Origin of the sequence: Streptomyces sp. NPDC092370 (assembly GCF_044755265.1) — a bacterium.
Lineage (GTDB): Bacteria > Actinomycetota > Actinomycetes > Streptomycetales > Streptomycetaceae > Streptomyces.
In genome coordinates this window covers 306828-323214 of the sequence record NZ_JBIVQO010000006.1, presented here as the reverse complement: position 1 = coordinate 323214, position 16387 = coordinate 306828, and the positions used below count along the sequence as shown (strand labels likewise).

The 16387-nt window shown below is 71.9% G+C and carries 15 protein-coding genes and 1 pseudogene; 6 read left to right on the top strand and 10 right to left on the bottom strand.

Annotated features, from left to right (window positions below):
• Positions 1-6: 6 nt before the first annotated feature.
• Both ACIQHQ_RS20695 and ACIQHQ_RS20690 read left to right on the top strand, forming a co-directional pair.
• Entirely contained in the window at positions 7-2094 is a 2088-nt protein-coding gene (locus ACIQHQ_RS20695) for a SpoIIE family protein phosphatase (RefSeq protein ID WP_402613347.1), read from the top strand.
• A 22-nt stretch (positions 2095-2116) separates the two neighbouring features.
• A complete protein-coding gene (locus tag ACIQHQ_RS20690) occupies positions 2117-2980 on the top strand; it encodes an Fpg/Nei family DNA glycosylase (RefSeq protein WP_402613346.1) in 864 nt (287 codons plus the stop codon).
• A 12-nt stretch (positions 2981-2992) separates the two neighbouring features.
• On the opposite strand, the gene ACIQHQ_RS20685 is transcribed toward ACIQHQ_RS20690, so the two are convergent.
• The 4 genes from ACIQHQ_RS20685 to ACIQHQ_RS20670 form a co-directional block, all read right to left on the bottom strand.
• On the bottom strand, positions 2993-3145 hold the full coding sequence (locus ACIQHQ_RS20685) for a hypothetical protein (protein ID WP_402613345.1): 153 nt from the start codon (positions 3143-3145) through the stop codon (positions 2993-2995).
• A 36-nt stretch (positions 3146-3181) separates the two neighbouring features.
• Positions 3182-3832 carry a zf-HC2 domain-containing protein gene (locus ACIQHQ_RS20680; RefSeq protein ID WP_402613344.1) on the bottom strand — a complete coding sequence of 217 codons (651 nt, stop codon included), beginning with the start codon at positions 3830-3832 and terminating at the stop codon, positions 3182-3184.
• 151 nt (positions 3833-3983) lie between these two features.
• On the bottom strand, positions 3984-4496 hold the full coding sequence (locus tag ACIQHQ_RS20675; protein ID WP_402613343.1) for a hypothetical protein: 513 nt from the start codon (positions 4494-4496) through the stop codon (positions 3984-3986).
• A gap of 153 nt (positions 4497-4649) precedes the next feature.
• Positions 4650-5195 (bottom strand): sigma-70 family RNA polymerase sigma factor, encoded by a 546-nt coding sequence (locus tag ACIQHQ_RS20670; RefSeq protein WP_402613342.1) that lies wholly within the window; start codon positions 5193-5195, stop codon positions 4650-4652.
• Positions 5196-5417: 222 nt separating this feature from the next.
• Here ACIQHQ_RS20670 and ACIQHQ_RS20665 point away from each other — a divergent pair, with 222 nt between their 5' ends.
• Positions 5418-6572, top strand: coding sequence for a CapA family protein (locus tag ACIQHQ_RS20665; protein ID WP_402613341.1), 1155 nt, complete (start codon positions 5418-5420; stop codon positions 6570-6572).
• A gap of 3 nt (positions 6573-6575) precedes the next feature.
• Here the strand turns inward: ACIQHQ_RS20665 and ACIQHQ_RS20660 are convergent, their stop codons facing one another.
• Both ACIQHQ_RS20660 and ACIQHQ_RS20655 read right to left on the bottom strand, forming a co-directional pair.
• The gene (locus ACIQHQ_RS20660; RefSeq protein WP_402613340.1) at positions 6576-8006 is read right to left on the bottom strand and encodes an amino acid permease; all 1431 of its coding nucleotides are present in this window, start codon (positions 8004-8006) and stop codon (positions 6576-6578) included.
• A 110-nt stretch (positions 8007-8116) separates the two neighbouring features.
• Positions 8117-8577, bottom strand: a pseudogene (locus ACIQHQ_RS20655) (universal stress protein).
• An 82-nt stretch (positions 8578-8659) separates the two neighbouring features.
• Here ACIQHQ_RS20655 and lysX point away from each other — a divergent pair.
• On the top strand, positions 8660-11944 hold the full coding sequence (gene lysX, locus ACIQHQ_RS20650; protein ID WP_402613339.1) for a bifunctional lysylphosphatidylglycerol synthetase/lysine--tRNA ligase LysX: 3285 nt from the start codon (positions 8660-8662) through the stop codon (positions 11942-11944).
• 89 nt (positions 11945-12033) lie between these two features.
• The gene (locus ACIQHQ_RS20645; protein ID WP_402613338.1) at positions 12034-12879 is read left to right on the top strand and encodes a polysaccharide deacetylase family protein; all 846 of its coding nucleotides are present in this window, start codon (positions 12034-12036) and stop codon (positions 12877-12879) included.
• A 39-nt stretch (positions 12880-12918) separates the two neighbouring features.
• On the opposite strand, the gene ACIQHQ_RS20640 is transcribed toward ACIQHQ_RS20645, so the two are convergent.
• Positions 12919-13587 (bottom strand): class F sortase, encoded by a 669-nt coding sequence (locus ACIQHQ_RS20640; RefSeq protein ID WP_402613337.1) that lies wholly within the window; start codon positions 13585-13587, stop codon positions 12919-12921.
• Positions 13588-13938: 351 nt separating this feature from the next.
• On the opposite strand from ACIQHQ_RS20640, the gene ACIQHQ_RS20635 reads away from it, so the two are divergent.
• Positions 13939-14532 carry a hypothetical protein gene (locus ACIQHQ_RS20635; protein WP_402613336.1) on the top strand — a complete coding sequence of 198 codons (594 nt, stop codon included), beginning with the start codon at positions 13939-13941 and terminating at the stop codon, positions 14530-14532.
• Positions 14533-14653: 121 nt separating this feature from the next.
• Here ACIQHQ_RS20635 and ACIQHQ_RS20630 read toward each other — a convergent pair whose 3' ends face one another.
• The 3 genes from ACIQHQ_RS20630 to ACIQHQ_RS20620 form a co-directional block, all read right to left on the bottom strand.
• The gene (locus tag ACIQHQ_RS20630; RefSeq protein ID WP_402613335.1) at positions 14654-15190 is read right to left on the bottom strand and encodes a hypothetical protein; all 537 of its coding nucleotides are present in this window, start codon (positions 15188-15190) and stop codon (positions 14654-14656) included.
• 225 nt (positions 15191-15415) lie between these two features.
• Entirely contained in the window at positions 15416-16180 is a 765-nt protein-coding gene (locus tag ACIQHQ_RS20625; RefSeq protein WP_402613334.1) for a DUF4239 domain-containing protein, read from the bottom strand.
• Positions 16181-16205: 25 nt separating this feature from the next.
• Complete coding sequence (locus ACIQHQ_RS20620) at positions 16206-16337, bottom strand: hypothetical protein (protein WP_390978191.1); 132 nt, start codon at positions 16335-16337, stop codon at positions 16206-16208.
• Positions 16338-16387 lie beyond the last annotated feature (50 nt).

The following is a 16387-nucleotide window of genomic DNA, read 5'->3' as shown; positions in this document are numbered from 1 at the left end:
GGGCCCATGGCTGATCGGGGAGCGAGCGCCCTGTCCCTCCCGGACGACTGGCCCGCCCACCCGGACCCGATCCTCGCGCTCAACCGGATGGGCAGCTTCGACTGGGATCTCGACACCGGCCTGATGCAGATGGACGCCCAGGCCCACGAACTCTTCGACGTGCGCCCCGACGAGTACGACGACCGCCCCGAGACCCTGGCCAAGCGCGTCCCGCCCGGAGAGGCCCGCCGCCTGGACACCGCGGTCTCCCAGGCCCTGAAGGACGGCAGCGAGAACTACGGCGCCTACTTCCGCATCCGCCGCCGCGACGGGACGCTGCGCTGGACCCGCACCCAGGGCTACATCCGGCGCGACGACACCGGACGCCCCCGCCGCATCATCGGCATCGTCCGGGACGCCACCCAGGAGCTCGGCGAGCGCGACGCCCGCCGCGACCAGGCCGCCCAGGACGAGGCACGGCGGGAGCAGACCAGTGTCGTCGAACTGACCACGGCCGCCCTCGCCCACGCCCGCACCGTCCAGGACGTCATCGACGTCCTCAAGGACACCCACGGCCTCGTCCACCTGGGCGCCACCAGCCTCGTCATGGGTCTGGTCGAGGCCGGCCGCATCCGCCTGGTCGCCGAGGGCCCCGCGGACAGCTTCGTGCCCGGCACCCGCGTCACGCGGATCGACGAGCCCTACCCGATGAGCGAGGTCGTACGGACCCTCGGCCCGTGCTTCATCGAGTCACCGCAGGAGTTCGCCGAGCGCTACCCGCTCCTGTGGCCGCACATCACCGACCTCGACATCACCTCGGCCGCCTATCTGCCCCTCATCGTCCAGGCCCGGCCGATCGGCGCGATGGGCCTGCTCTACAGCGACCGGTACGGCTTCACGTCCGAGGAACGCAACATCCTCGTCGCCCTCGGCAGCAGCATCGCGCAGAGCCTGCAGCGGGCCATGTTCTTCGAGCAGGAGATGGACCTCGCGCAGGGCCTCCAGCAGGCCATGCTGCCCCGGACCATCCCGAGCGTGCCCGGCGCCGACGTGGCCGTCCGCTACCGCGCCGCCACCCTCGGCGGCTCCGTCGGCCGGGACATCGGCGGCGACTGGTACGACCTGATCCCGCTGCCCGGCGGCCGGGTCGGCGCCGTCATCGGCGACGTCCAGGGCCACGACACCCACGCCGCCGCGGTCATGGGCCAGCTGCGCATCGTGCTGCGTGCCTACGCCGCCGAGGGGCACCCCCCGGCGACCGTGATGGCGCGGGCCTCCGTCTTCCTGCACGAACTCGACACCGACCGTTCTGCGACCTGCCTGTACGCCGAGGCGGACCTGTCCACGGGCGTGCTCCAGATGGTCCGCGCCGGCCACATCGATCCGCTGGTCCGCCACACCGACGGCTCCTGCCGCCGCGTCACCGTGCCGGGCGGGCTGCCGCTCGGGCTGTCCGCCGAGTTCGGCCGCCTCGAGTACCCGGTGGGCACCATTGAGCTCGACCCCGGCGAGACTCTGCTGCTGTGCACCGACGGCCTGGTGGAGCAGCCCGGCGCCGACCTCGACGACGGCATGCGCACCCTGACCGCGCTCGTCCACACCGGGCCCGACGACGTACGGGACCTCGCCGACCGGCTCATCGACGTGGCCGCCGAGCGCGGTGGCGACGACGACGTGGCGCTGCTCCTGCTGCGCCGGCGCGGCCCCGACAACCCGCAGTCCGGCCGCCGGCTCCAGCAGCACGTCGCCCCCGGCGACCCGGCGGCCCTGACCGGGGCCCGCCACATGATCCGCACCGCGGTCGCCGCCTGGGGAGCGGAGGACCGCGCCGACGAGATCGAACTGGTCGCCGACGAGCTGATCACCAACGCCCTGATGCACACCGAGGGCTCCGCGGTCGTCACCCTGCGGACCTTCACCGGCTCCCAGCGCCGGCTGCGCGTCGAGGTCGAGGACTCCTCCAGCGCCCTGCCGCGCCGCCGTGAAGCGGGCGAGTCGGGCGTCTCCGGACGGGGCCTGCTGCTGGTGGAGCTGCTCACCGACGTGTGGGGCGTGGAGGCCCGCGGCGGCGGCAAGGCCGTGTGGTGCGAGTTCGTGGTGCCCGACCACGACTGATCCCACGTGGCACTCTGGACCTATGCCGGAACTCCCCGAGGTCGAGGCGCTCAAGGACTTCCTGACCGAGCACCTCGTCGGCCACGAGATCGTACGGGTCCTGCCCGTCGCGATCAGCGTCCTGAAGACGTACGAACCGCCCCTGTCCGCGCTGGAGGGCCACGAGGTCACCGCCGTACGCCGGTACGGCAAGTTCCTCGATCTGCGGACCGCGGGCGGCCCGCACCTGGTGACGCACCTGGCCCGCGCGGGCTGGCTGCACTGGAAGGACCGACTGCCCGACGGGCCGCCCCGCCCCGGCAAGGGGCCTCTCGCGCTGCGCGTGGCCCTGGAGACCGGCGCCGGGTTCGACCTCACGGAGGCCGGCACCCAGAAGCGGCTGGCGGTGTACGTCGTGGGCGACCCGCAGGAGGTCCCGGGCGTGGCCCGGCTCGGTCCGGACCCGCTCGCCGACGACTTCGACGAGCGGCGCCTCGCGGAACTGCTGGCCGGTGAACGGCGGCAGCTCAAGGGTGCGCTGCGGGACCAGAGCCTGATCGCGGGCGTGGGCAACGCCTACAGCGACGAGATCCTGCACGCGGCGAAGATGTCGCCCTTCAAACTGGCGGCCTCCTTGAGCGAGGAGGAGACCGGGCGGCTGTACACGGCCCTGCGCGACACGCTCACCGAGGCCGTCGAACGCTCCCGGGGCGTGGCGGCCGGGCGGCTGAAGGCCGAGAAGAAGAGCGGACTGCGTGTCCACGGCCGCACCGGCGAGCCCTGCCCGGTGTGCGCGGACACCGTGCGCGAGGTGTCCTTCAGCGACTCCTCCCTCCAGTACTGCCCGACCTGCCAGACGGGCGGCAAGCCACTCGCGGACCGCAGGATGTCCCGCCTGCTGAAGTGACCCCGGCGCAGGTCACCGGGGCGGCGGTGTCCACTCGGCCATCAGGACGGTGGCCTCGTCCCGCAGCGGGCTGGTGGGCGAGCCGAGGAGGGAACGGATGAGCCGCCGCAGTGCCCCGGGTGCCGGCTCACCCGCCGCCATCGCCCGGACGTCCGGCAGTCTCACACCGGGCCGCGCCCGACGGCGGGGGCGGACGGATGGTCAGCTCGGCCGGAGACTCCACAGGACCTCGCCGGACGCCGAGCGGATCTCGTAGCGGGCGATGTCCTCCGGATGCATGGAGGAACTGGCCATCATCGGGTCGGGCTCGTCGCGGCCGGGCCCGTGCCAGCTGGTGGCGGTCTCCTCGGTGCCGTCGTGGCCCACGATCACCAGGTGGCAGGGGCGCGCGCCAGAGACGTTCTTCACCTTCAGCTCGACCTGGCTGCCCGAGGCCTCGTCCTCCGTCGTGACCTGCGCCCACACCCCCGTGCGCGCGTCCGTCGCGGCGACCGTCCGGCGCTCTTCGGCGCTGCCCTCGGCCATCATCGCGATGCCGGGTACCGACGCCGCGAAGACCACCGAGGCGGCGAGGGCGAACATCAGGCGCCGGCGTCCGGCTCGGCGCCGGGTCGCCACCTCGGCCAGCAGCCCGTCCAGCATGCGCGGCCCGGGCTGCGCCATCGGGTGCACGAACCGTGGCGTCGCCCGCCGGTACAGCATCAACTGCCGTGTGGTCGGGCCGAATTCCGTCACCTCTGCAGCGCACCGAGGGCACTCCATGAGGTGGTCCTCGAAGCGGAAGGCCTCCGCCTCGTCCAGCACGCCGAGCGCGTAGGCCGCGACGTCGCGATGCCTCTCCAGGGACCTCATGCCGAATCCTCGTGCCGTTGGGTGCGGGTGGGGTTACTCCTTGCTCCCACCGGTACGGACCAGGCGGCGGAATCACTCAAGCCGGTGACACAATCGCAACCAAAGGATTCGGAGCCCTCCGGCCCCCGGATTGGTCCGGGGCCGCGGAAATCTAGAAAAGATGGATCGCGAGGTGTCCGAGCGGCAGTCCGAGCTGCCAGGCGGGCGTCCAGACCTTCGGCCCCTCGTCCTCCCCGATCACCGGAGCGCCCCCCGGCACCGCGTTCAGGTCGGGTGCGAGCAGTTCCGTCTCCTGCAGCCAGCGCCAGGCTTCCTCGGCGAGGTCCAGGTCCGGTGCGGGCCGGCCCGCGCGTGCGGCGCCGACGGTGAGCTCGGCCAGCCGCCGGCGCACCCACTCCTGCCACGGCTGGTCGTACGCGGTCAGCGACAGCCAGGTCTCCAGCTGGGTGACGACCCGGATGCCGGACAGCTCCCCGTCGGTGTCGGAGAGGAAAATGGTGAGCGCCAGGGCATCGCGCCCGGCGCGGAACTCGAAGGACGTCGGCGGCATCAGATCGCCGGTCCGCAGCAGCTCGTCGGCGATGTACTCGGCGTACAACCACGCCATGGGGACGGTCAGTTCGCCGTCGGCACCGTCCGTGCTCCCCTGTTGTTCGTCCAGCATCCCTTCCTGCCTTCCTCCGGTACGTGCGCGTCGCCCGACACCGGGCCCCGGGAGCGCTGACGGCCCCCTTGCGGAACACGGATGAGAACAGCCGATTACTCAACTGGGGTCATCGGCAAGGCGCTTTACGGAGGCTTGACCCACCCATGGGTTTCACCGCAGGTCGGCGGCGTATCCCGGTAGCACCCTGCGCAGGGCGCGCAGCGCGTAGTACGCGCGGGACTTCACGGTACCGGGCGGGATGCCGAGGGTCGCCGCGGCTTCCGCCACACTCGCCCCCTGGAAATACACCAGCACCAGGACTTCACGGTGCTCCGGAGTGAGTGTCTTCACAGCCTGGCGGACGTCCAGCATCGCCGCGGCCCGCTCCGCGTGGTCGGAGATGACCCGCGCGTTCTCCAGCACCGCGTCGCCGACCTCGGCCGGACGGGCCTGACGGGCCCGCCGGGCGTCGATCGCGAGCCGCCGCGCCACGGTCATCAGCCAGGGCCGCACGGAGTCGAAGTCGTCGGTGCGCAGGGCCTCGGGATGCTGCCAGGCGCGCACCAGCGTCTCCTGCACCAAGTCCTCCGCGCGTTGCCGGTCGCCGTCGCAGAGCCGCAGCAGCAGCGCGAAGAGGGGCCGGCCGTGCTCGCGCTGCAGTGCGGCGAGCTCGTGCTCGGCGGTCGTCCCGTTCATGAGTGTGGATCCGGCCGTCATGGCCGTATGCCACCGCAGGGCGCGGCCGGGGCACAGGGCACGTACCCGGCTGTGCGGCGGACGGTCGATCGCGTCGACGAACGGTTCGACGAACGGTCAGGGTGCCCGGCCATGCGGGTGCCGGAGAGGCCGATGAGCGTGTCGGAGCCGCGTGGGGCGGTGTGAGCCTTCTTTCCTGTTCGTGTGTAAATACGACCACAACGCCCACAGTGGGGTGAATGCATGCTCGCACGCAGCCGACAGGTCGCCCTGGCCCTGACCGTCGTCCTCGCGGCAGGCGCTGCCTGCCAGGCCCGAGGCCACGACAAGCCCGACCGCGGACGCCCGGCACCGGCCGCGGCCGCTCCCCGCGGCTTCACGCTGGTCGCCTCCGGCGACGTCCTCCCGCACAGCTCGATCATCGACCGCGCCCGCTTCGACGCCGGCGGCACCGACTACGACTTCCGGCCGATGCTCTCCGGGATCCGCTCCGTCGTCTCCCGCGCCGACGTGTCCCTGTGCCACATGGAGACCGTCTACGGCGCGAATGGCGCCTACACCGGCTACCCCACCTTCAAGTCCCCGCCCGAGGTGGCCCGGGCCCTCGCCGTCACCGGTTACGACGGCTGCTCCACCGCCTCCAACCACACCCTGGACGACGGCGCCGACGGCATCCGCCGTACCCTCGACGCCCTCGACCGCGCGGGCGTCCGGCACGCCGGCTCGGCCCGCACCGAGGAAGAGGCGGCCACGGCGACCGTCCTGCGGGCCGGCCCGGCCGAGGTCGCCCACCTCGCCTACACCTACGACACCAACGGCTTCCCTCTCCCGGACGGGCAGCCCTGGGCCGTCAACCTCATCGACGAGACCAGGATCATCGAGGACGCCCGGGCCGCGCGCCGGGCGGGCGCCGACGTCGTCGCGGTCTCCCTGCACTGGGGCACCGAGTGGCAGGACGCCCCCGACGACCGGCAGCTGACCCTGGCCCGGACCCTCACCGCCGCACGCACCGGGGACCGCCCCGACATCGACCTGATCCTCGGCACCCACGCGCACGTCCCGCAGGCCTACGAGAAGGTCAACGGCACCTGGGTGATCTACGGCATGGGGGATCAGATCGCCGGCGAGATGACCAACTACCAGGGCGCCACGGACCCGCGGGGCAACCAGTCCACCCTCGGCCGCTTCACCTTCGCCCCGCCCGCACGGCCGGGCGAGCGCTGGGAGGTGACGAAGGCGGAGTTCGTCCCGCAGCTGTTCGACGTCGACGCCGGCCGCGTCGTGAACCTCAACCGGGCGATCGCCCGGGGCGCCGACGTCCGGGCCGTCCGCGACCGCATCCGCGACGTCGTGCTCAGCCGGGGCGCGGCCGGGGACGGACTGGTGATGGGCAAGTAGCGCCTACCCCGGTTCCCCGGGTCCGCGCCGCGCCATCTCGGAACTGCGGTACGAGTAGGCGAAGTAGACCACCAGCCCCAGCGCGAGCCAGACGGCGAACCGCATCCAGGTCTGCCATTGCAGGAACGTGATCAGCCAGATCGAGAAGACGACGCCCACCGCGGGCACCACCGGCATCCACGGCGTACGGAACGTGCGCGGCAGTTCCGGCTGCCGGTAGCGCAGCATGATCACCGCCGTGCACACCACCACGAACGCCAGCAGGATGCCGATGTTGGTCAGTTCGGCCGCCTCGCCGATCGGCAGGAACCCGGCGATGGCGGCCGAGGCCACCCCGACGATCCAGGTGACCCGCGTCGGCACGTGCCGTGTCGGGTGCGTCTTCGCGAACCACCTGGGCAGCAGCCCGTCCCGGGACATCGAGAACCACACCCGGGTCACACCCAGCATGAACGTGAACATCACCGTGAGGATGCCGATGATCGCGCCCACCGCGATGACGTCCGCCAGCGCGCCCAGCCCCACCGACTTGAACGCCGTCGAGAAGCCGCTCTCCTTGTCGATGTCCTTGTAGTCCTGCATGCCCGTCAGCACCAGGCAGGCCGCCACGTACAGCACCATCGAGATAACGAGCGAGTAGATGATCGCCTTCGGCATGTGCCGCTGCGCGTCCTTGGACTCCTCGGCCGCCGTCGACATGGCGTCATAGCCGAACACCGCGAAGAACACCGTCGCCGCGCCCGTGAACGCCCCGCCCACGCCGTACGGGAAGAACGGGTTGTAGTTCGCGGTGTCGATGTGGAACACGCCGACCCCGATCACCAGCAGCACGACCAGGACCTTCAGGATCACCACGACCGTCTCGAAACGGGCCGCGTTCTTGATGCCGAGGTTCAGCAGGTAGGCGGTGAGCAGGCACAGCAGCGCCGCGAACAGGTCGATCCGGTGGCCGTCTCCGGTGCCCGGGGCGCCCAGCATCCAGGCGGGCAGATCGGCGCCCATCTCGCCGACCAGGAAGCTGAAGTAGCCGGAGATGCCGATCGCGACCACCGCCACGATCGCCGTGTACTCCAGCAGGAGGTCCCAGCCGATGAACCAGCCCGCCAGCTCGCCGAGCACCGCGTAGCCGTAGGTGTAGGCCGAGCCGGCCTTCGGGATGAGCCCGGCGAACTCGGCGTACGACAGGGCGGCGGCGGCACTCGCGACGCCCGCGATGAGGAAGGAGATGAGCACGGCGGGTCCCGCCGTGCCGTTGGCGACGGTTCCCGCGAGCGTGAAGATGCCCGCGCCGATGATGCCGCCGACCCCGATCGCGGTCAGCTGCCACAGCCCCAGCGACCGTTCCAGCCGACCGCCCTCGCCGGCTTCCGTCTCCTCGATCTGCTCGATGGGTTTGCGACGGAGAATCCCCTCGCCCGTCCGGAGCCCGGCCATGCGCCTCACCTCTTCACGAGTGGCAAACGGCTGACGGCGGATCATGATGGCGCAAGCGACCGCCCGACGGAAGACACCACGCACACATCGGGCAAAGCCCCCGATCCGGCCTACGGCACGACCGTCACCGGCCACCGGCCCGCCTTCACCAGGCGTACCGCCACCGAGCCGACGATGCGGTGGCCCGCCTGTTCCGAGGCGCCCACGACCACCGCGTCCGCCGCGAGCTCGTCGGCCGCCTTCACCAGGCCGTTGTACGGATCGCCGCGGAAGGTGTGGAACTCCCAGCGGACCTCGAATACCCCCTTCAGCCGCTCGGCGGTGTCCCGGATCCGCGCCGCCAGGTCCTCGGCGATCTCGTCCGTCGTCTCCGGGACCGGTGCCCCCAGCGCAGCGCCCGCCGCCAGCACCGGCTGCACGTACACCACGGCGAGCAGCGCGCGCTGCCGCCGGGCCAGGCCGCCGGCGTGGGCCGCGGCCCCAGGGAGGAGTCGGAGCCGTCCACCCCGACCACGATCACCTTCGGCCCGTCCGTGCCCCGCTCGAACTGTGGGGAGTGGTGTTCCGTCACGCCGCGAGGCCATCGAACCGCGTGGTCCCGCGGCCGGGCGCTCGACGGGCGAGGAGGCCCGGGGGTTCCTACAGTCGAAGGCATGAGCGTCATCGCGGACACCGGGACGGCCGAGGACACCGCAGGCCCGATACGGCCACCCCGCCGGGCACACGGCCTCCTGAGCCGGGTGCCCGAGGGCTTCGCGGTCTTCTTCGGGGCTCTCGGTCTGCTCTGCGCCCTGCTCGCGTTGATCCCCCCGCTGCGCACCGGCCTGCGCCCGGTCGTCCGCTTCCTGGACCTGTTGCTCGTTCCGGTCAGCGCCAACCTCGCCTACGCCGTCTTCCTGTTCCTGCTCGCCGCCGCGACCGGCGCACGCAAGAAGATCGCCTGGTGGCTGGTGGTCGTCTACCTGGGCCTGCTGGTCCTCACCGACATCCTCGGCATGGCCGACGGCGAGTTCGCCGAGTCCGTTCCCTCCTTCGTGGTGTGCGGTCTCGCCCTGATCCTGCTGGTCATCGCCCGCAAGGAGTTCTACGCCGCCTCCCGCCGCGCCGCCGTACGCCGGGCCCTCGCCGTCCTGGTGGCCGGCCTGGTCGTGGCGATCCTGGTCGGCTGGGCCCTGGTCGAGGCGTTCCCGGGCAGCCTGCCGAGCGGCGAGCGCCTGGCCTGGGCGGCGAACCGGGTCTGCGGCGGCCTCGTGCCCGCCGGCAGCTTCGACGGCCGCCCGCCGCACACCCTGTTCTTCCTGCTCGGCCTGTTCGGCGCGCTCGCCCTGCTGAACGCCGCCGCCACCCTCTTCCGCTCCCAGCGCCTCGAAGCCGCCCTGCACGACGACGAGGAGGCCCGCATCCGCGCCCTCCTCGGCCGCTACGGCGACCAGGACTCCCTCGGCTACTTCGCCACCCGCCGCGACAAGGCCGCCGTCTTCTCACCCAGCGGCAAAGCAGCCGTCACCTACCGCGTCGAGGTCGGGGTGTGCCTGGCCAGCGGTGACCCCGTGGGCGACCGGGAGGCCTGGCCGCACGCGATCGCCGCCTGGCAGGAGGTGGCACGCCGCCACGCCTGGGTCCCGGCCGTGATGGGCGCATCCGAGGAGGGGGCCCGGGCCTTCGTCCGCGCCGGGCTCGGCGCACTCCAGCTCGGCGACGAGGCGATCCTGCGCGTCCTCGACTTCGACCTCGACGGCCGTGACATGCGTGTCACCCGCCAGGCCGTCAACCGCGTCCGCCGCCTCGGCGTCACCTGCCGGGTCCGCCGCCACTCCACCCTCTCCGAGGAGGAGATGCGGCAACTCGTCGAGCGGGCCGACGCCTGGCGCGACACCGAGACCGAACGCGGCTTCTCCATGGCCCTGGACCGCCTCGGCGACCCGGCGGACGGCGACTGCCTCCTCGCCGAGGCCCTCGACCCGGAGGGACGGCTCCTCGCCATCCAGTCCTTCGTGCCCTGGGGCAGGGACGGCGTCTCCCTGGACCTGATGCGCCGTGACCGCACCGCTCCGAACGGCGTCATGGAGTTCATGGTCGCGGAACTGTGCGCCGCCGCCCCGAAACTCGGCGTGCGCAAGGTCTCGCTCAACTTCGCCGTGTTCCGCTCCGTGTTCGAGGAGGGCGCCCGCATCGGCGCGGGACCGGTGCTGCGCCTCTGGCGCCGCCTGCTGCTGTTCTTCTCCAAGTGGTGGCAGCTGGAGGCCCTGTACCGCTCCAACGCCAAGTACCACCCCGAGTGGTACCCCCGCTTCCTCTGTTACGCGGAGGCCGCCTCCCTCGCCCGGGTCGGGCTCGCCTCCGGCATCGCCGAGGGCTTCGTCTCCGTACCGTCCATGCGCAAACTCTGGGGAAAAGGGCACCCGAAGGGCGGGCAGCGGCCCGCCACCACGGAGGGGCTGCCGTCGTTGGCGGCGCTCGGCCTCGCCGGAGGGGACGGGACCGAGCCCGCCGACCCCCTCTGCGGCCTGTCCGACCAGGTCCGCGTCCGGCACCACAAGCTCGGCCGGCTGCGCGCCGACGGCACCGACCCCTACCCGGTGGGCATCCCGGCCCGCACCCATACCCTGGCCGAGGTCCGGCCGGGCGAGGAGGTCACCGTCGCCGGCCGGATCATGCTCGTCCGCGACTTCGGCGGCATCGTCTTCGTCGTCCTGCGCGACTGGTCCGGCGACCACCAACTCGCCCTCACCCGCGACCGCTGCGGCCTCGCCCTGGACCGCTTCACCGCCGACACCGACATCGGCGACCACATCACCGTCACCGGCCAGGCGGGCGTCAGCGACCAGGGCGAGCCGACCGTCTTCGTCACCTCCTGGCAGCTCACCGGCAAGTGCCTGCGCCCCCTGCCCGACAAGCGCCGGGGCCTGGCCGACCCCGAGGCCAAGGTCCGCCGCCGCTACCTCGACCTGGTCGCGAGCCCCGACGCCCGCGAGGTGATCCGCGCCCGCTCCACCGCCGTCCAGGCCCTGCGCCAGGGCCTGCTGGACCGCGGCTACCTCGAGGTCGAGACGCCGATGCTCCAGCAGATCCACGGCGGCGCCAACGCCCGCCCCTTCACCACCCACATCAACGCCTACGACCTCGACCTCTACCTGCGCATCGCCCCCGAGCTGTACCTGAAGCGGCTGTGCGTCGGCGGGCTGGAGAAGGTCTTCGAACTCGGCCGCACCTTCCGCAACGAAGGCGTCTCCTACAAGCACAACCCCGAGTTCACGATGCTGGAGGCCTACCAGGCCTACGCCGACTACGACGTGATGCTCGACCTGGTCCGCGAACTCGTCCAGGGCGCCGCGACCGCCGCCTTCGGCAGCCCCGTCGCCCACAAGGACGGCACGGAGTACGACATCTCCGGCCGCTGGCCCGTCAAGACCGTCTACGGCGCCATCAGCGAGGCCCTCGGCGAGGAGATCCACCCCGGTACACACCTGCCCGCGCTGCTCCGGCTGTGCGACCGCGTCGGCGTGCCGTACACCGCCGACGACGGCCACGGCGACGTCGTCCTGGAGATGTACGAGCGGCTCGTCGAGGAGAAGACCCAGCTGCCCACCTTCTACAAGGACTTCCCGACCGACGTCTCCCCCCTGACACGGCAGCACCGCACCGATCCGCGCCTCGCCGAACGCTGGGACCTCGTCGCCTTCGGCACCGAACTCGGCACCGCCTACTCCGAGCTCACCGACCCCGTCGAACAGCGCCGCCGCCTCACCGCACAGTCCCTGCTCGCCGCCGGGGGCGACCCCGAGGCGATGGAACTCGACGAGGACTTCCTCGACGCCCTCGAATACGCCATGCCGCCCACCGGCGGCCTCGGCATCGGCGTCGACCGGCTGGTCATGTTCCTCACCGGCCTGACGATCCGCGAGACCCTGCCCTTCCCTCTGGTACGCCGACGCTGACCCTTCTGCGTGGGCCGAACGGGTGAATGTGTGCCGCCACACCGGTGTTGGTCAGGTGCGTCGGGAGTCCGCCGGGCGACTGATGAGTCATGAAGAAGGATCAGTTGCCCTCCCGGCTGCTCACCCGGCGCCGGGCGTTGATCGCGGGCGCCGGAACCGCGGGAGCGGTCGCGACGGCGGGAGTGCTCACGACGGTCACCGGGGACGGGCCCGTCGCCTCCCCCCCGGCCGCGGGCCCGCAGGACCACATCCCCCCCAAGTCCTCCGCGTACCGACTCCAGCCCATCACCGGCTTCGGCCCGCCGCGCGCCGTGCCCCGCCGAACCCTGGTACGCCGCGAACCGCTGCTGCGCGTGTCCGGCCGCGGCCGGACCATGGTGCTGACCTTCGATGACGGCCCCGACCCCCGCTACACCCCGGCCATCCTGGACACGCTGGCCAAGTACGACGTGCGCGCGATGTTCTTCGTGTGCGGCGAGATGGCCGTCGGCAACAAGAACCTGCTGGCCCGGATGGCCGACGAGGGCCACGTCGTGGGAAACCACACCTGGTCCCACCCGTTGCTCACCCGGCTCACCCGCCGGCGGATCCGCTCCGAGATGGAACGCACCTGCGACGTCATCGAGGACGCCTACGGGGAGCGCCCCGAGTGGTTCCGCGCCCCTTACGGCGCCTGGAACCGGGCCGTCTTCCAGATCGGCGCCGAACTCGGCATGGAATCGCTCGCCTGGACGGTCGACACCCTCGACTGGACCACCCCCGGGACCCGTTCCATCACCAAGCGGGTCGAACGCGGAGCCGCCCCCGGTGTCGTGTTGCTCTCGCACGACGCCGGGGGCGACCGCTCGCAGAGCGTGCGGGCCCTGCGGCGCTATCTGCCGGAACTTCTGGACTCCGGCTACCACGTCACCGTGCCCCGGCGGCACTACGCGTGAGGGACGCCTCGGGGCTCTCGCCGGTCAGGCCGGGAACGCTCAGAGCACCTCGACCAGGCGGGCGAACGCGACGACGTTCCCCGCATAGCCCTCCTGCTGGGAGAAGCCGCCGCCGCAGGTGATGACCCGCAGCTCCGGAGCGCCCTTGGAAGCGTAGACACGGTCTCCGGGGAAGTTGTTCTTGTCGAACACCTCGACGCCGTAGATCTCGAACACGGCGGTCTTGCCGTCCTGCCGGGCCACCTCGACGCGGTTGCCCTGCTTCAGGGCCCCGAGTCCGTAGAACACGGCGGGGCCCTGCTGGTTGTCGACATGGCCGACCACGACCGCGGTGCCCTTCTCCCCGGGGGTGACGGCACCGGTGAACCAGCCGGCCAGGTTGGGGTCCTCCGGCGGCGGCGCGCCGACCCAGCCGTCCGCGTCCAGGCCCACCGGGATGATCGGCGCGTCGACCTGGATCGCCGGGATCCTGACCCGGTCCGGGAGGGCGTAGGGCAAGGGGCGTACGGTCCCGGCGAAGGTGCCGCCGGGCACCCGGCTGTCTGCCGCCGCCGCGGTCGCCGGCTGCGGTGGGCCCTCGTCGAACTCCCCGGAACCATTCCGGATGAGCGCGAGGCCGGTCAGCAGAACAAGCGCTATCACGCCCCACGGGGCGCGCTTCTTCCGCCGTGCCTCCTCTTCCGCCTCGGCCAGCTCGGACGCAGACATTCGCCATCCCCTCTCGACACGGCCGTCGCCGTGTCAATCGCGCATACCAGCACGCTAAGCGGCACGCCGGAAACCGGCGACGGGGCGGGGGCGAACGGGTGGCCCGGGGCCGGAACGGGCGGAGCGCGGATATGAGGTGCGCCATCCGAGTTGCCGCCGCGAGGAAATTTCTGACGGTCCGTGACCTGCGGCGATATCCGATTGTGCGGTTCTGCCGTGTGGTCTTCTCTCACCAGGACGGACCATTCCCGAAATGCGTCTTGTGGCACGGCAACTGACTGTCTTTCTGGGAGGCGCTTTCTCGCCGATCGACCGGGGACGGGTCCCGGGGCGTCTTCCGCGGAGGTTCACATGCGTAACACTCGTGCCCTGGCGGTCGCCGGCGCAGCGGTCGCCGCCCTCGGCCTCTCCGCCCCCGCAGCCACCGCGTGGGACAGGCCCAGCAACATCGTCGCCCTGCCCGGCGTGATCGCCCGTGGCGGCCAGCTGACCATCACGGTCGACGGCTGCCGTCACGGCGGCACGGCCACGTCCAACGCGTTTGCGCCGACCCGGCTGTCGCCCACCCACCACGCCGGCAGGGGCAACGAGGGCGACAGGGGCGGTGACGGCAACGACGGCGGCAGGGGCGGCGACGGCGGCAGGGGCGGCGACGGCAACGAGGGCGGCAGGGGCGGCGACGGCAACGAGACCGCGCGGGGCACCGCCATCATCAACAGCAACGCCCGTCCTGGCGCGTACGACATCACGGTCACCTGCAACGGCAGGACCTTGACCGCGCCGCAGGCCTTCACCGTCATCGGCGGGGTCCGCGGCGGTCTCGGCGGCAGCAGCACCACTGGTGCGACCCCCACCGACATGGCCATCGGCGGCGGTCTGATGGCCGCGGCGGTCGTCGGCGGCGGCGTGTTCTGGATGCGCCGCCGGGCCGAGCGGCGCATCTGACGCCTCGCTCCGGCGCCGCCTCCTCGCACGTGAACGGCCCAGGCCCCGGCCCCCCGCACTCGGGGGGCCGGGGCCTGGGCCTGCGGCCGGAAAAGGGCCTGGGCCTGCGGCCGGAATTGTGTCAGCCGGCGTCCTCGTCGGCGCGGCGGCGCGAGAAGTGGTAAGCGACACCGAGCGACCCGGCGATCAGCGCGGCGCCCAGGCCGATCTCCTTGAGGTCGAAGCCGGCGACCGTGCCGCCCTCACCGGCGTGCACACCCTTGTGGGGGTGGTGCGCCTTGTGATGGCCGGGGTGGTGCGTGGGGTGATACGTCGGGCGGTCGTCCGCGATCGTCAGGAACGCCCTGCCGCTCGACCTGTCGCACTCGAACTCCACGTTGTACACGGCACCGGGTTTGGCGTCCCAGTCCACGACGGCCGTCGCCCAGGACTCGTGCGGCGCGATGGTGACCATGTCGAAGACCGGTGAGTTGACCGCCGCCTTGCCGCGGCACGCTCGGTTGCGCTCGACCCGCACGGTGACCTCGCCCCCCGGCGCGACGGTCGAGGGCTCGACGCCGAAGACGAAGTCGGTACGGATCGCCGCGTCGGCGGGCACGCAGGAGGTGAGGGCGCCGGCGCCCAGCAGTGCGGCCGAAGCGAGGCATATCGCGCGCATGGTGAATCCTCCGGGTCCCCGAGGAGCAATCGCGGACCTGTTCCGCTCACGTCACAAATGCACCTCGATGCCCGAAACGCTAGAAAGGAGCGCACGAGGGCGCGATCGCAGTAGCGCGAATGGGGCACGGGTGTGGGCCGCCCGGGGGAACGCCGTTGCGCGGCCGGGGGACCTCGACGGTGTGTCGCTCGGCCCCCCGGCAGGGATCAGTGCTGGAGTTCGCCGTCAGTCCTCGACGCCCGGGAAGAGGCTCAGGAACGGGTCCGCCGACGCGGTCACGCCCCGGCTGTAGGGCGAGTCGAAGTCCCAGATGAGGAACAGCAGGAAGGCGATCAGCGCCGAGAAGAGCCCGGCGAGGACCAGTTCACGGGTCGTTCTGCGGATCTGCAGGGCGAAGATCATCCCGATGGTGATGACGGCCCCGGCGATCAGCCCGAACCACACCACCCCCGGCATGGTCTCCCCGGTCGACTCCGCCCGGGCGATCCGGGCCTGGTTCGCCGCGGTCACCTGGTCCAGCAGCGGCTGGTAGGCCTGGGCCTCGAAGTCGGACGCCGGCTCGTAGTCGGTGACGTCCTGACGGATCCGCTCGAAGAGCTCGGTGCCGCGCTCGGTCATCTCGCCCTTGTCGGCCATGGTGTCCCACTCGGTGGTGACGACATGGCTCACATAGGTGTGGATGTCGTCACGGATGCGGTCGCGCTCCTCGGCCGGGTAGACCCGCACCCGCTCCGAGATCTCGTGCAGAGCGGTGGCCTCGGCCTGCACGTGGTCCTGGGCGGCGCTGCGCCCCTCCCAGACACCGGCGATCGCCAGGCCCAGGACGATCGCGTAGACCACGCCGATCCACATCGTCATGTACTCGATGACGTCCGGGGTCTCACTGGGGTCTTCGTCCTCGGACGCCGTGCGGTGGCGTACGAAGGTGATGAGGACCACCACGGCACAGGCGGCCAGCATCGCGAGGGTGAGAACAAGCCATTCCGGCAAGAGGTACCTCCAGGGGCTTCAGGGATCAGCGCGCGCGCAGCGCGGCGACGGCCACCACCGCGGGCACCGTGACGAGCAGGACGAAGGTGAGCGGCGACATCGTGCCGTTCGCCGGCCGCGGCCGCGGCGGCGTGGCCCGGTACCGCGGGTAGTGCACCGGCGTCGCGGACGGACGCGGTGCCGGTGTGGCCGGCGGAGCCGGAGCCG